Annotated in this window: 13 protein-coding genes; 7 read left to right on the top strand and 6 right to left on the bottom strand. The window is 62.6% G+C overall.

Annotation, left to right across the window (positions count from 1 at the left end; genetic code table 11):
* Positions 1-28: 28 nt before the first annotated feature.
* From ACPW75_RS05640 to hdfR, 6 genes are all read left to right on the top strand, one after another.
* Positions 29-2,443: a proprotein convertase P-domain-containing protein gene (locus ACPW75_RS05640; protein ID WP_077098416.1), complete on the top strand. Its 2,415-nt coding sequence runs from the start codon at positions 29-31 to the stop codon at positions 2,441-2,443.
* A gap of 59 nt (positions 2,444-2,502) precedes the next feature.
* Positions 2,503-3,876, top strand: a complete 1,374-nt coding sequence (locus ACPW75_RS05635) for a DUF1566 domain-containing protein (RefSeq protein ID WP_264098107.1) — start codon at positions 2,503-2,505, stop codon at positions 3,874-3,876.
* Positions 3,873-4,430 (top strand): DUF1566 domain-containing protein, encoded by a 558-nt coding sequence (locus ACPW75_RS05630; protein WP_017409924.1) that lies wholly within the window; start codon positions 3,873-3,875, stop codon positions 4,428-4,430. The genes ACPW75_RS05635 and ACPW75_RS05630 overlap by 4 nt, the downstream gene beginning before the upstream one ends.
* Positions 4,431-4,661: 231 nt before the next feature.
* The gene (gene eco / locus ACPW75_RS05625; RefSeq protein WP_005299572.1) at positions 4,662-5,144 is read left to right on the top strand and encodes a serine protease inhibitor ecotin; all 483 of its coding nucleotides are present in this window, start codon (positions 4,662-4,664) and stop codon (positions 5,142-5,144) included.
* Between the two features lie 302 nt (positions 5,145-5,446).
* Entirely contained in the window at positions 5,447-5,809 is a 363-nt protein-coding gene (maoP, locus tag ACPW75_RS05620; protein ID WP_016350309.1) for a DUF413 domain-containing protein, read from the top strand.
* Positions 5,809-6,684 (top strand): HTH-type transcriptional regulator HdfR, encoded by an 876-nt coding sequence (gene hdfR, locus ACPW75_RS05615; protein WP_016350308.1) that lies wholly within the window; start codon positions 5,809-5,811, stop codon positions 6,682-6,684. Before maoP ends, hdfR begins: the two co-directional genes overlap by 1 nt.
* Before the next feature lie 72 nt (positions 6,685-6,756).
* Here the strand turns inward: hdfR and tyrA are convergent, their stop codons facing one another.
* From tyrA to glpD, 4 genes are all read right to left on the bottom strand, one after another.
* Positions 6,757-7,896 (bottom strand): bifunctional chorismate mutase/prephenate dehydrogenase, encoded by a 1,140-nt coding sequence (gene tyrA, locus ACPW75_RS05610; RefSeq protein ID WP_077097440.1) that lies wholly within the window; start codon positions 7,894-7,896, stop codon positions 6,757-6,759.
* A gap of 118 nt (positions 7,897-8,014) precedes the next feature.
* On the bottom strand, positions 8,015-9,088 hold the full coding sequence (locus ACPW75_RS05605; protein ID WP_011705545.1) for a 3-deoxy-7-phosphoheptulonate synthase: 1,074 nt from the start codon (positions 9,086-9,088) through the stop codon (positions 8,015-8,017).
* A 318-nt stretch (positions 9,089-9,406) separates the two neighbouring features.
* Positions 9,407-10,486: a glycerophosphodiester phosphodiesterase gene (gene glpQ, locus ACPW75_RS05600; protein ID WP_077097442.1), complete on the bottom strand. Its 1,080-nt coding sequence runs from the start codon at positions 10,484-10,486 to the stop codon at positions 9,407-9,409.
* Between the two features lie 102 nt (positions 10,487-10,588).
* On the bottom strand, positions 10,589-12,076 hold the full coding sequence (gene glpD, locus ACPW75_RS05595; protein WP_077097444.1) for a glycerol-3-phosphate dehydrogenase: 1,488 nt from the start codon (positions 12,074-12,076) through the stop codon (positions 10,589-10,591).
* A 104-nt stretch (positions 12,077-12,180) separates the two neighbouring features.
* Between glpD and ACPW75_RS05590 the strand changes: the two genes are divergently transcribed.
* Positions 12,181-12,390 (top strand): hypothetical protein, encoded by a 210-nt coding sequence (locus tag ACPW75_RS05590; RefSeq protein ID WP_081304644.1) that lies wholly within the window; start codon positions 12,181-12,183, stop codon positions 12,388-12,390.
* A gap of 7 nt (positions 12,391-12,397) precedes the next feature.
* Here ACPW75_RS05590 and ACPW75_RS05585 read toward each other — a convergent pair whose 3' ends face one another.
* Together ACPW75_RS05585 and glpT are read right to left on the bottom strand one after the other, a co-directional pair.
* Positions 12,398-13,156: a DeoR/GlpR family transcriptional regulator gene (locus ACPW75_RS05585; protein ID WP_011705542.1), complete on the bottom strand. Its 759-nt coding sequence runs from the start codon at positions 13,154-13,156 to the stop codon at positions 12,398-12,400.
* Between the two features lie 101 nt (positions 13,157-13,257).
* Positions 13,258-14,613: a glycerol-3-phosphate transporter gene (gene glpT / locus ACPW75_RS05580; RefSeq protein ID WP_029301313.1), complete on the bottom strand. Its 1,356-nt coding sequence runs from the start codon at positions 14,611-14,613 to the stop codon at positions 13,258-13,260.
* Positions 14,614-14,712 lie beyond the last annotated feature (99 nt).

Here is a 14,712-nt window from a genome sequence, read left to right as displayed (position 1 = left end):
TTTTCTCATTTTTGTGTTGGAGTAAACCATGAAACCCTCTTCCCTGGCCCTCTGGCTGGCGGCAACCCTGCTCTCCCAGCCGCTGCTGGCGGCCGAGCTGCAGTTTGTCGATGAACAACCGCTGACCACCACACCCAAGCAGTGGCTCGAACAGCGCCTGGGTGTGAGCCTGGCCCCCGACTACGAGCGGGCCAGTCTGCTCGGTCATCACTACAGCTTCCGCCAGCTGGTCAACGGCCTGCCGGTGGCCACCATCCAGGCCGCCGTCAGCGTCGATCAAACAGGCAAGCCCTGGCGCATCTATCACAACAGCCGGCCGCTGCAGAGCAGCGAACCCGGCTGTGACGCCGCTGGCACTCTGGATCCCTTGCTGGAGCAGCTGCGCGATGGCGGCAGCGACATCGACACCCTTGGTCCGGTCGAAGCCTGGTACTGGCGCGACGGTGACACCCTGGTGCCGGCCCTGCGCCAGCGGGTACGCGAGCATCAGGCGGGCAACGCCAAGGCCAGCTATGTGCAGCTCTTCGCCAGCTGTGACTGCAGCCGCGAGCTCGGTCGCTGGATGGATGCGGCCACCACTCAGGCCAGCCGCGTCGCCGACGCCGGCGACACCCAGCTGGAGGCTCGGGTATTCGACCCGGATCCCCGTACCCAACTACGCGACGCCAGCCTGGTCTGGCACGAAGCCCTGCAACTGGCGGACGCCGCCTATCAGGACAAGGTGCCGCTGCCGGTCACCCTGGCGGGTGGACGCTATCTGCTGAGCGGCCCCCACGCCCGGGTGGTGGATGCCATGGAGCCGGACACCGCCCCCTTCAGCGCCGACAACCCGCAGGCGTTTCGCCTCACCCGCGATGATCGCGGCTTTGCCGACATCAACGCCTACTACCACCTGGATCTGGCCCAGCGCCACCTCAAGCGCCTCGGCTTTGTCGATCTCATCCCGGGGGCGCTCGACATCGATACCGAGGCCGGCTATCAGGACAACTCCCTCTACGATCCGTTCGAGCGCCGGCTGGAGCTGGGTCGCAGCGGTGTGCCCGATGCCGAGGATCCCATGGTCATCTGGCACGAGTTCGGCCACGCAGTGCAGCATCACATAGTGCCGGATCTCGGGGACGAGGCAGACTGGGGTGCCATCGGCGAGGGCTTCAGCGACTACCTGGCCGCCAGCCACCGCCAGCGCAGCGAAGCCGGCCGCCAGTTCGAGCCCGCCATGGTGTTCAACTGGGATGCCCGCTTCACCGACCGCACCCCGCGCCAGCTGGACGATCTGCGCGCCCGCTACCACCCGGATTACAACTACCCGGCCCACCGCACCATCAACGGCAGCAATGGCGACCAGCTGTGGGGCACCCCGCTGTTCCAGGCGCTGCTGGCCGCGGTCGCCGAGCAGGGCGAAGGGGCGCGGGACGAGTTTGATCGCCTGATCATCGAGTCCCACTTCGGTCTCGGCCCAGCCATCCGCATGCCGCAACTGGCCCGCATCACGGTGGATACCGCCGCCCGCCTCTACCCGGCGCGCCCCTATGCCAGGCTGCTGGAGCAGGCGTTTCGCCAGCACGGCCTGTTGCAGGCACCGGTCAATGTGGGCCTGAGTGATGGCAGCGTCATCGAGCTGGGGCAGCGCCAGTCAGTGCAGCTGACCCTCACCAACCAGGGCAAGGCGCCGGTGACCCTCAATGAGCTGGCCCTCACCCTGCCAACCGGGTTGCAGGCCGATCCTTACAGCTGGCAACCGGCGACCCTCGCGGCGGGTGCCAGCATGACCACCACCCTGCGCCTGCTGGCCCAGAGCCCGCTCGCCTGTGGCGACGAGGTGGCGCTGCCGGTCAGTCTGACCATGAGTGGCACCAGCCCGACCGAGCGCCAGTGGCAGCAGTCGCTGACCCTGCCCATCGGCGCCCCCATCGTCAGCCGTGCCAGCGGCCAGCCGCTGACCTTGAGCGATGCCATGAGCGACGAAGTGCGTGGTCTCAGCGAAACCAGCCTGCTGATAGAGAGCAGCGAGGCCAGGGTGAGCGACCGGCTGCAGCTGAACCTGGATCTGCAACACCCGGCGCTCGATGAGCTGGAGATCTGGCTCAACTCCCCCTCCGGCACCCGCATCCAGATCTGGAACAAGGGCTACAGCCCATTGCCGCGCCTCAAAGGGGTGTTCCCCACCGAGCTGCTGCCCCTGCAGCCCTTCAGCGCACTGGAAGGGGAGCCGCTGGCCGGCCGCTGGACCCTGGAGATAGTGGACAGCAAGCCCGGCAATCGGGGCCGCATCAACGGCTGGAGCATCAGCCAGCGCACCGGCGCCCAGTGCAGCAAGCCGGTCACCCCGCCCGATGACGGCATCATCCACTTCCAGGTGGACGACGGCAGCGGCGGCGGGGCAGCCAACCTGCTCTGGTTGCTGCCACTGACGCTCTGGCGCCGCCTGCGCCAGCGCACCTGAATCCACCCCATCCATATATAAGAAGAGGGGGCCAAGGCCCCCTTGCCCAAGGACAAGAGATGACACCACATTACTCCCGCCTGGCCTGCCTGCTGGCCCCCCTGCTCACCGCCTGTGGCGGTGGCGGCTCGGACGAGGCGCCGCTGGCGGTCCCCGACTACAGCCTGACCGTGACCCTGCCCGAAGCCGGCACCCTCTGCGTCAACCTCAACCAGAATGCATCTTGTGATGCGGGGGAACCCAGTGTCAGCGGCGCGGCCGGTACTCATCGGTTGAGCGGCAGCGCCCCGGCGCTGTTGACCAGTACCTTGCTGTTCTTGCCAAGCAACCCGGCCGCCCCCGTGCTGCTGCACCCCGCCGCCCGGCTCGACGGCCAGCACCTCACCCCCAGCCCGCTCAGCACCCTGCTACAATACCGCATCGCCGAGGGGCAGCCCCCGAGGCAGGCCCTCGACCAGCTGCTGAGCGCGCTGGCACCGCTGCAACCGGGCCAGGATCTGGCCGCCCTCTCCCGGCTGAGCGACTTCAACCTGGCGCTGGGTCAGTTGCTGCAGGCGGTCGTCGAGACCGATCTACAGGCGCAGGAGGGCTTCTCGACCGCCACCCTGCATATGCTGGTGTGGCCGGCCATCGGCAGCCTGCTGCCCGAGCTGGCCAGCCACTTTGCCCTGCACGGCGAGCTGGCCAGCCAGCAGGAGCGCGTCAGCGCCAGGCTGCTGCAACAGCACTCCCATCCACTGATCACCGGCAGTGGCGTCACCACCTACACGGACGGGGTCGACTACCTGCTCACCCAGGAGCCCGCCGATCACCCGGGTCAGGAAGCCAGCCTCAACAAGGCGCCGCTGCGCTATCGCAAGCTCGACGGCCAGGGTCGGCCGCTGGCCGATGACGCCCCCGTCTGGCAGTGCGTGGAGGATCTCAATACCGGCCTGGTTTGGGAGAAGAAGCTCGATGATCCCGCCAGCCCGCGCGACCTGCACCGCACCTTCGCCTGGGAACTCGGCGACTATCACCCCACCCAGGAGGAACGTGACTACGCCTGCCCCGAGGGCGAGGCCATCTGCACCACGGAGCAGTACCGCCAGTGGCTCAACGCCCAGCAGTTGTGCGGCATCGCCAGCTGGCGCATGCCCCACTCGCGCGAGCTGATGAGCCTGCAGCACTACGGCTCCCTCGCCCGCCAGGACGGCCAGCCGGTGAGCATGGACGTGCGCTACTTCCCCGATGTCGGCACCACCAGCAAGGATTTCAGCGGCTACTACTGGAGCCAGACCCTGACCCCCTCGCGCCGGCTGGAGAGCGCCCCCATCAGCGCCATTGCACACATCTTCCTTGGCGATGATGCCGGCACCGACTACGCCACCACAGTTCAAAACAGCGATGATGCCAACGGTCTGCAATTGCGACTGGTGGCGGAGGTAACCCGATGAACCGCTTGATGTTGACCCTGCTGCTGACCCTTGGCAGCCCCCTCGCCCTGGCCACCGCCATCTGTGATGACAACATGCCCAGAACCAGCCCCACCGCCCGCTTCATCGATCGCGGCAACGGCACCGTCACGGATCGATCCACCGGCCTGACCTGGATGCGCTGCCAACTCGGCCAGACCTGGCGCAACCAGAGCTGCAGCGGCGAACCGACTCGGCTTTACTGGCAGCAGGCCCTGCTGACCGCCGAGCGGATCCGCACCGAGCCGAGCCATGCCCTCTACAACTTCGGCGGCCACGGCGGCTGGCGGCTGCCCACCATCAAGGAGCTGGCCAGCGTGCTGGAGTCCGCCTGCTACAAGCCGGCGCTCAACGAAACCATCTTCCCCCGCGCCATGGCCGGCGAAGGAAAAGAGGTGAACGACGGTTACGTCTACCTCTGGTCCTCCACCCCGGTACCGGCCAGCAAGGGGGTCGCCTATCTGGATATCACTAGCGGCGCCGTCGGCATGCGAGCGCCCGGCGCCTGGGCCAAGCAGGTGTTGCTGGTGCGCTGATGAAGCCGGGTGGCCAGGGGATCCCGATGAGCACAGGATCCCGGCTGGCCACCCATGTTTGGCACCCGGCCTGTCGCTTAGCCTCTCTTTCGTCCTGTCAGAAAATAGCCAGAACACGTCATTGTGTGCCGGATCTGCGTCATTTTACGCAGTTTTTACGTAGCAGATCGCTGGCATGAAACGGGCAGAGCGGTTAGTCTAGCGGCGTTGAACCAACCCCATGAGGTACAGATGAAAACCGTATTGCGTTTTAGCCTGCTGGGCGCCTTGTTGCTAGGCGGCCATGCCTTCGCCGCCGAACCGAAAAAATTTGATATCAGCATGTTCCCGGCCGCCGAAGTGAACCAGGAACGTGTGGTGATCCGCCTGCCGGAAGTCGAGAACGAAGCCGACATGATGGTCGAGCTGCAGGTCGGCAAGAAAATGATGGTCGATTGCAATGTGCCGCGTTTTGCCGGCAACCTGGAACAGCACAGCGTCAAAGGCTGGGGCTACAACTACCTGATGCTCGGCAAGGTGTCCGATCCCATCAGCACCCTGATGGCCTGCCCGGATGGCCAGAAGAAAGAGACCTTCGTCCAGATCTACGGTCAGGGCTTCTTCGTGAACTACAACTCCAAGCTGCCGTTCGTGCTCTACGTACCGCAGGAGTATGAAGTGCGCTACCGTCTGTGGCGTGCCGACACACTGGCTCAGCCAGCCATGATAGAGTGAGTCTCCATCGAGACCAAACCTCCCGCTTTGGTTCATGAATACAACAAAATAGAGCGCCGAATGGCGCTTTATTTTTAGCCGAATGTCGTCTGACCAGAGCCTCCAACCTTTACAGAACCTGACATAACTCCGCTTTTTTTCTCACTTTTTTGCCCTTTCCCCCGGCTCAGACCCACTGGATCATGGCTAAACCGCTTTCGATTAAAGATATTTATCCATATAGTGAAAAAATTGATTTTGCACTCTGCGACGGCCTGATGATACTTGCCCGCAAAGGTCAAACTAACCAGAAAAAGAGCACTATGAGCTTCGAATCAGACAAGCGTTTCAACGACTTCAAACATTTTCCCCGTGGCCTGCGTCGCAGTGGCGAATTCACTGTGGCCGAAGCGGACAGTCTGGAAAAATACGGCACCGCCATGCTCGCACTCTATCAGGGCAACCTGGCCCCGCGCGATGACGTAGAAAGCGCCTTTATCGAACAGGTCAAATCCGGCGCCGCCGGCAGCAACCCCCACGCCAAGGTGTGGTTCAAGTATCTGAAGGTGATCGGTCCCAAGCGCGTGCACCGGCTGTGCACCGTCGCCGGCGGTGCCAACGAGGAGACCGGTGGTGGCGGCTTTGAAGGTGGCAGCGGTGGTGGCAGCGACGAGTCCATCGATTAATGGATACCGAACTGCTTCGGACGTTTATCGAGGTCAGCAAGACCCGGCACTTCGGCCGGGCAGCTGAAAATCTCTACCTGACCCAGTCGGCGGTGAGCTTTCGGATCCGCCAGCTCGAACAGCAACTCGGGGTCAGTCTGTTTGCCCGTCATCGCAACAACATCCGCCTGACCGCCTCCGGTGAGCGTCTGCTGCCCTACGCAGACGCCATCTTGCATACCCTGGGCCGCGCCAAGCAGGATGTGGCCCTCTCCCCCGGTTTCAGCCAGCAGCTCGCCATCGGCGCTCCCGCGGTGTTCTGGGAGCTCGACTTCAACGACTGGCTCAACCATGTCTATGCCCTGGCCCCTGGCCTCGCGGTGCGGCTCGAAACCGCCTCCCGCGAGCACCTGTGCCGCCAGCTGCTGGAGCGCTCCCTCGATCTCGCCCTGCTCTCCGAGCCGACCAAGATCGACGAGATTGCCCTGCACCCCATCGGCGAGCTGGTGTTCGAACTGGTGAGCCGGGATGCCGCCGCCAACGCCGACAGCCTGATGCAGATGCCACACATTCATCTGGATTGGGGCACCAGCTTCGAACCCCAGCCCAGCCGGCTGCAGAGCCTGCAAAAGACCCCGGTGCTGCACTCAAGCTCCGCCAACATGGCGCTGCAGTTCGTGCTGGCCAACGGCGGCGCCGCCTATCTGCCAAGGCGCATGGTGAGCCCCTTCCTCGAGCAGGGGCGCCTGCACCTGGTGGAAGGTGCCCAAGCCTTGAGCCGTCCGCTCTACCTCGCCTATCTGGAAAAATCCGATCGGCGGGAGCTGATCGATCAGTTGCTGACCCTGCCGCTGGGCTGGGATGGCGCCGATCTGCGCTTGCCGCAGCCAGAATAAAAGCGCCGCAGCGCACAAGCGGGAGTGCAAAAGCAAAAGGGGCCGACAGGCCCCTTTTGCTTTTAGTTATTCTCAGCCGTGATGACGACGATCGTTGGCCTGCGCCAGCAGGGTGCGGCTTTCGCGCAGGAATTCGTCCGCCCGCTCGCCGAAGAAGCCGGAGACCTGGCTGAAGGCCTCGATGAAACCCTCCCGGTCCCCCCGCTCCAGCAGGCCCAGCGCCTCGCCGAAGTTCTGGTAGTAGCGGCGGATCATCGCCAGATTCTGCGGCGACGACAGTATGATGTCGGCGTAGAGGTGGGGATCCTGGGCGAACAGCCGTCCCACCATGGCCAGCTCCAGCCGGTAGATGGGGGAGCTCAACGCCAGCAGGCGATCGATGTTGGCCTGCTCGCGAGAGAGATGCCAGCCGTAGGCAAAGGTGGCAAAGTGGCGCAGCGCCTGGATAAAGGTCATCGCCTCGTCGTGAGCCTTGGCCTCCACCTGCTGCAAGCGGGCGCCCCAGATGGTCATCTGCTCCAGCAGCCACTGGCTGGCGGCGCCGTCGCGCCCCTGACAGCAGACGATCACCTGCTTGGCGAGGCTCGCCACATCCGGTCCGAACATGGGGTGCAGCCCCAGCACCGGCCCCTGGTGTACCGCCAGCATATGGGCAAGCGGTTCACTCTTGACGCTGGTCACGTCCACCAGCAGGCAGTTCTCAGGCAGGTTGCCGAGCCGGTCGATCACCTCGCAGGTGACGTCAATGGGCACCGCCACCATCACCAGCCCGGCCCCGTGCAGGATCTCGTCGGCGCGCGGCCAGTCGGCCTGACCCAGGGTCTCGACCCGGTAGCCCGAGAGGCTGAACAGGTTGCCGAACAGGCGGCCAAGCTGCCCCTCGCCACCGATGATCACCACCTTGCCGAGCTCAGGCTTCATGCACTTGAAGTGGTGCTCCTTGTCGCTGGCGGACTCCAGAATATAGGATTCGCGCATCACCCGGCGCAGCACGTCTTCGATAAGATCTCCCGGCACCCCCAGTGCCTCGGCCTCGGCGCGGCGGCGGGCCAGCATGCTCGCCTCCCGATCCGGTGCATAGATGGGCAGGCCGTGCCGGCTCTTCACTTCCCCCACTTCCCCTACCAGGGCGAGACGGGCTGCCAGCAGATCAATCAGCTGCTTGTCCACCGCATCGATTTTGTCCCTGAGGGCATTCAACTCTTCAGCCATATCCGGTCCCTGCGGCGCCGCCCGCAGCGACGCCCTGTGATTCAAGAGGCAACGAGGTGCCACCGCCTCGGCCGGTGACACCTCGATTGTTCAATCAGTGCTGACAAGATACCACGGCTTATGCCTTGGTTCTGGCCAAAAGTGGTGCCGCCAGCTGGCTGTGGCAGCGGGCCAGCAGCGCGTCCGTGGTCTCCCAATCGATGCAGGCATCGGTGATGGAGACGCCGTAGCGCATCTCGCACTTGGGCTGCTCGCTGGACTGATTGCCTTCGAACAGGTTGGATTCGAGCATCACCCCGATGATGGAGCGGTTGCCTTCCTGGATCTGGTGGATCACGTTGTCCGCCACCTTGGGCTGCAAGCGGTGATCCTTGCTGGAATTGCCGTGGCTGCAATCCACCACCAGACCGGGCAGCAGACCCGCCTTCTCCAGCGCCTCTTCCGCCAGCGACACATTGACCGAGTCGTAGTTCGGGTGCTTGCCGCCGCGCAGGATCACATGACCATCCGGGTTGCCCTGGGTCTGCAGCAACGCGACCTGGCCCTGCTGGTTGATCCCCATGAAGGCGTGGGGGCTGGAGGCCGCCTGCAGCGCATTGATGGCGGTGCCCAGGTTGCCGTCGGTGCCGTTCTTGAAGCCAACCGGCATGGAGAGACCGGAGGCCATCTCCCTGTGGGTCTGGGATTCAGTGGTGCGAGCACCGATGGCCGACCAGGAGAAGAGCTCCGCCAGGTATTGCGGGCTGATGGGGTCGAGCGCCTCGGTCGCCAGCGGCAACTCCAGCTCGGCCAGCCAGCAGAGCAGCTCGCGGGCGCGGTGCAGCCCCAGCTCCACGTCGAAGGTGCCGTCCAGGTTCGGATCGTTGATAAAGCCCTTCCAGCCGACCGTGGTGCGCGGCTTCTCAAAGTAGACCCGCATGACAATGTAGAGAGAGTCCTGATAGGCGTCATGCAGCGCTTTGAGTCTGGTTGCGTACTCTTTGGCGGCGTCCATGTCGTGGATCGAGCAGGGACCACAGATCACCAGCAAGCGGTGATCGCGACGGTGGATGATGTCGGCGATGGTATTGCGGGCCCCTTGCACGAATGCCAGCGCGCGATCGGAGATGGGCAGTTTCTCCTTGAGCTGGGCAGGCGTAATCATCACTTGTTCGGACTGGATATGGATGTTGTTCAGGGGATCTCTTTGCATGTTCTCATTCTCTCTACTGTTTCAAGCCAATCGCACCGACCGTTCATTTTTGTTTACACAAGTCAGTACTTTGTTACGCGACCCCCTCACCTTACCAATTAAAAACAAACAATCAAGTGAAACCAGTGGATTTATTCGCTAACAGATGGATAAATGACCACAAAAGAGACCCTTTCGGCCAGAAAGTAGCGATCCGCACATGCGCCACACATCAAAATCGTAAACATATCATTACAACCCTTCTATCTTTCCTTGCCCACCGACATAAAAAAGCGGGGCACCTGGCCCCGCTTGCATTCCCGTGTTTCTCTTCTTTTATTATTTGCCGTGAGCCTTGATCACCTCGCCCGCCTTGTCTGGGAAGTCGCTGAATACCCCGTCCACATCGGCCTGATAGAGGAAGATGTTGAGCAGGTCGGTGAAGTCTTTCGCATAGGCCGGGATCTGGCCCTCATCCTGACGGAAGGTATAAGGATGCACCTTGAGGCCGGCCGCGTGGGCCTCTTTCACCATGCCGGTGAAGGTCGGTTTGCCCAAGGTACCCGGCTCCGGCACTATCATCGGCTTCCAGGGGCCGATCCCCTCGGCATAGCCGGCGATCTCCTTCATGGCGCCCGGCTTGAACATCCAGTCATAGCTGTAGGGGGTCGCCTTGCCCTTGGCGTCATAGACCATGGTCTCATTCCAGTCGGTCTCGGCCATCAGCTGCACCAACTTCAAGTCCATGCCCATGGCAGGCATCAGTTCACTGTTGATGCGCTTGAGCTCGTTGGTATCGAAACACTGCAGATAGACCTTGTCGTTCTTGCTGGTGTAGCCGTACTCCTTCAGCACCTTGAGTACCGCCTTGGAGATGTCCTTGCCCTCGTGGCGGAACAGCCAGGGGGCCTTTATCTCCGGGTAGATACCGATGTTCTTGCCGGTGCTCTTGTTGAGCCCCTGGATCATCTCGATCTCTTCCTGGAAGGTGTGGATCTTGAAGCTCGACTTCCACAGCGGGAAGCGGGCCGGATAGACCGGCACCTGCTTGCCGTCCACCAGCTGGAACGGCTCGGTCATGCGCAGGGAACGCACCTCGTCCAGGGTGAAATCCACCACGTAGTAGCGACCATCCGGGCGGGCCCGGCCGGGGAAGCGCTCGGCCACATCGGTGATGCCATCGAGGAAGTGATCGTGCATCACCACCAGCTGGTCATCCTTGGTCATCACCAGATCCTGCTCCAGATAGTCGGCCCCCATGCCATAGGCCAATGCCTTGGACTCCAGGGTGTGCTCGGGCAGGTAGCCGGAGGCCCCCCGGTGAGCGATCACTATCTTGCCTTCATCGGCCGCCAGTGCGGGCAATGCCAGGGCGGCCCCCAGACCAAGGGCAAGCAGGGAGAGAGTGTGTTTTTTCATGCGCGGTGCTCTTTGTTATTGTTTATGGGATGTAGGTTATTGTTATAACAGAGGTTTATTGCATTTTTACGGCGGGCGGCCAGGGCCGCCCACCGGGGGTGATCAGCAGGCTTCGGGCAGGGCGTGGTGGTATTCGCTGAGCCAGGCAGCCAGTTGCTGCTGCTCGGCTTCGGACAGGCGCAGCCCCAGCTTGCTGCGGCGCCACAGAATGTCTTCCAGGCTGCAGGCCCACTCCCGCTCGATAAGGTAGCGCACCTCAGATTCGTACAGTCCGGCACCAAAGTGCTGACCACGATCCTGATGCAGCCAGAGACGGGCATGGGCGCCATAGGCCTCGGCAATGCGCAGGGCACTGCGATCATCGAGCCAGTCAAATTCCAACGCAAAGGCGCGCGCCAGCTCGCGCACCGAGCAGTCGAACTCGCCACCGGGCAGCCGGCTGTTGGCGGTCCAGTCATCCCCCATCTGGCTGAACCAGGGCTTGAGCTTGTTGCAGGCAGCCTGGGCCAGCTTGCGATAGGTGGTGAGCTTGCCACCAAACACTGACAGCAGCGGCGCGCCGTCGGATTCACCGGACAGTTCGAGGGTGTAGTCGCGGGTCACCGCCTGCGGCGAGTCGGACTCGTCATCGCACAGCGGGCGCACCCCGGCGTAGGTCCAGATCACGTCTTTGGGGGCGATCTGACGGGTGAAGTGGGCGTTGACCACCTTGCACAGGTAGTTGATCTCGGCGTCGCTGATCTTGGCTTCGCGCGGGCTGCCCTTGTGCTCCACGTCCGTGGTGCCGATCAGCGAGTAGTCCTGCTGATAAGGGATGACGAAGACGATGCGGTTGTCCTCGTTTTGCAGGATGTAGGCCTCTTCGCGCTCATGGATGCGCGGCACTATCATGTGGCTGCCCTTGATGAGACGAATGCCGCGCGGGGATTTCTCGTGCAGGCTCTCGTCATAGAAGGTCTTGACCCAGGGGCCGGCCGCATTGACCAGACCGCGGCAGGTGACGTTGAACTGCTCGCCCCCTTCCCGCTCCAGGGTCAGGGTCCAGTGTTTGGAGCCGCGCACCGCCTTGACGCAGCGGGTGCGGGTCTGCACGTCGGCGCCCTTGTCGCGGGCCATCATGGCGTTGAGCACCACCAGCCGGGCGTCGTCGACCCAGGCGTCCGAATACTCGAACCCCTTGCTGATACCGGCAGTGAGGCCGTCCTGCGGCAGGAAGCGCACGCCGCAGCTGCCCTTGAGCTTGTCGCGCTTGGCCAGGTTGTCATAGAGGAACAGGCCGGCGCGGATCATCCAGGCCGGGCGCAGGTGCGGGCGATGGGGCAGCCGGAAACGCATGGGACGGGCGATATGGGGGGCCATGCCGAGCAGCACCTCCCGCTCCGCCAGCGCCTCTTTCACCAGCCGGAATTCGTAATGTTCGAGGTAGCGCAGGCCGCCGTGGATCAGCTTGCTGGAGTTGGAAGAGGTGGCAGAGGCGAGATCGCGCGCCTCGAACAGGGCAACCTTCAGACCCCGCCCCGCTGCATCAGCCGCAATGCCTACCCCGTTGATGCCGCCGCCGACGACGACCAGATCATAATGTTCGCTCATGTTCACCTACTTTCTTATTTTGACCTTGCGAAACCGTCGCAATGTTTGATTTCGCTCATATTAGAGCATGAAAAAATGATAAACGAACATTTTATGGAGAAAATGTGATCGCGATTGTTTTGGCAATGCTAAAAATGCTGCCGGTCGGTGATAAAGCGGCGCAGCCTGGGGAAAACGGGGGCAAGGCTGTGAGCGAGATCGCGCTTTTGGGGACATCAGCACGACATTGGCGGTGGAATGAAGGCAAGCAGAAGTGCGTAGAGGCTGAAAACGAAGCGGCCGCCCGATGGCGGCCTGGTGCTGGAACGGGTTAACGGCGACTCAGCAGATGTGGCACTCGATCTGATGCTGGGACATCAGCCGCATCAGCTTCTCCGGCGGCTCCTGATCGGTGAACAGGGCGTGGATCTGGCTGAGGTTGCCGAGGTTGACCATGGCGTTGCGACCGAACTTGGTGTGGTCGGCGGCCAGGAACACCTGGCGGGAGTGGGCGATGATGGCCTGGGCAATCTTCACCTCGTGGTAGTCGAAGTCGAGCAATGAGCCGTCGCTGTCGATGCCCGAGATGCCGATGACACCGTAGTCCATGCGAAACTGGCCGATGAAGTCGCGGGTCGCCTCGCCCACGATGCCGCCGTCCCGGTTGCGAATTTCGCCGCCGGCGATGATGACGGTGAAGTCATCCTTGGCGGTGAGGATGCTGGCCACGTTGAGGTTGTTGGTGACGATGCGCAGCTCGCGGTGATCGAGCAAGGCGCGGGCGATGGCTTCGGTGGTGGTGCCGATGTCGATGAACAGCGACGAGCCGTCGGGAATATTGGCGGCCACCTCACGGGCGATACGCTCTTTCTCCTTGAGCTGCATCACCTTGCGGGCGCTGTAGGCGGTGTTGACGGTACTCGAATGCAGGGAGGCCCCGCCATGGTGGCGCCGGATCTTGTTCTGCTCGGCGAGATCGTTGAGATCCCGGCGAATGGTCTGGGGGCTGACGTCAAAGTGGGTCACCAGATCCTCGGTCGAGACAAAGCCCTGCCGCGTCAGGACGTCCAGGATCTCCAGATGTCGTTGGGTTTGCTTCACGCTTGAACTCCGATGATGAGACGAAAAAAGGCCCCGGCAGATGCGGGGCCTTGGGGAGTTTACCTGATCCCTTTTCCAATCGATAAGGGCAGGATCACGTTTTATGCCTTATGGGCAGCCGCTTTGGCGGCAATCGACAGGTTCTCGTGCTTGAGGGTCATCGCCAGCAGGATGATGGAGAGCACGCAGGAAGCGGTCAGCACCATGAAGCCGCCATCCCAGCCGAAGTGGTCAACGGTGTAGCCCAGCATGGCGTTGGCCGCGACCGCGCCACCCAGATAACCGAACAGACCGGTGAAGCCTGCCGCAGTACCGGCGGCCTTCTTCGGCGCCAGCTCCAGGGCATAGAGGCCGATCAGCATGACGGGGCCGTAGATGAGGAAGCCGATGGCCACCAGCGCCATCATGTCGACGGTCGGGTTGCCGGCCGGGTTGAACCAGTAGACCAGCACGGCCACGGTCACCAGCACCATGAACAGGATGCCGGCCGGCGCACGGCGGCCCTGGAACATCTTGTCAGAGATCCAGCCGCACAGCAGGGTGCCCGGAATACCCGCCCACTCGTACAGGAAGTACGCCCAGGAGGAGTTGTCGACGCTGAAATCCTTGGCCTCTTTCAGGTAGGTCGGCGCCCAGTCCAGCACACCGTAGCGAATGAGGTAAACGAAGGCGTTGGCAATGGCGATGTACCACAGCAGCTTGTTGTGCAGCACGTACTTGACGAAGATCTCCTTGGCGGAAAACTCCTGCTCGTGGCTTTCGTTGTAGTCCTTCGGATAGTCGTTCTTGTGCTCTTCGATGGGAGGCAGACCGACCGATTGCGGGGTATCACGCATCACGAAGAAGGCGATCACCGCGATGGCGGCAGCGGCAGCAGCCGGCACATAGAAGGCACTGCGCCAGTCGTTGAACCAGCCCATCCCCAGAATGAACAGCGGGCCTATCATGCCGCCACCCACGTTGTGGGCCACGTTCCAGACCGCAACCACTTCGCCGCGCTCTTTCTGTGACCACCAGTGCACCATGGTGCGACCGCAGGGCGGCCAGCCCATGCCCTGTGCCCAGCCGTTCAGGAACAACAGCACGAACATGATGGCGATGCTGGAGGTGGCCCAGTGCATGGTCCCCATCATGAACATGATGCCAGCCGACAGCAGCAGACCGGCGGAGAGGAAGTAGCGGGCGTTGGAGCGGTCCGACACGTTCCCCATCAGGAACTTGGAGAGACCGTAGGCGATGGAGACGCCGGACAGCGCCAGACCCAGATCGCCGCGGGAGAAGCCCTGTTCGATCAGATAGGGCATCGCCAGACTGAAGTTTTTCCGTACCAGGTAGTAACCGGCATAACCGAAGAAGATCCCGAAAAACACCTGCCAACGCATGCGTTTGTAGAAGGGGTCGACCTTGTCGGCCGGGAGCCTGTCTATGTGTGGTGCAGGCCTGAAGAGACTAAGCATGTTCTGCTTCCTTATTGTTGTTGTGGGCGGTTGAGGGTGCCCTGTCCATGCTGACCAATCAGATGAGTCCTGATTCGAAAGCGAGCCCATTGTGCTCAT

The organism is Aeromonas sp. FL131, assembly GCF_049860615.1.
Classification (GTDB): Bacteria; Pseudomonadota; Gammaproteobacteria; order Enterobacterales; family Aeromonadaceae; genus Aeromonas; species Aeromonas hydrophila.
This window is presented reverse-complemented; position numbering and strand designations above follow the sequence as displayed.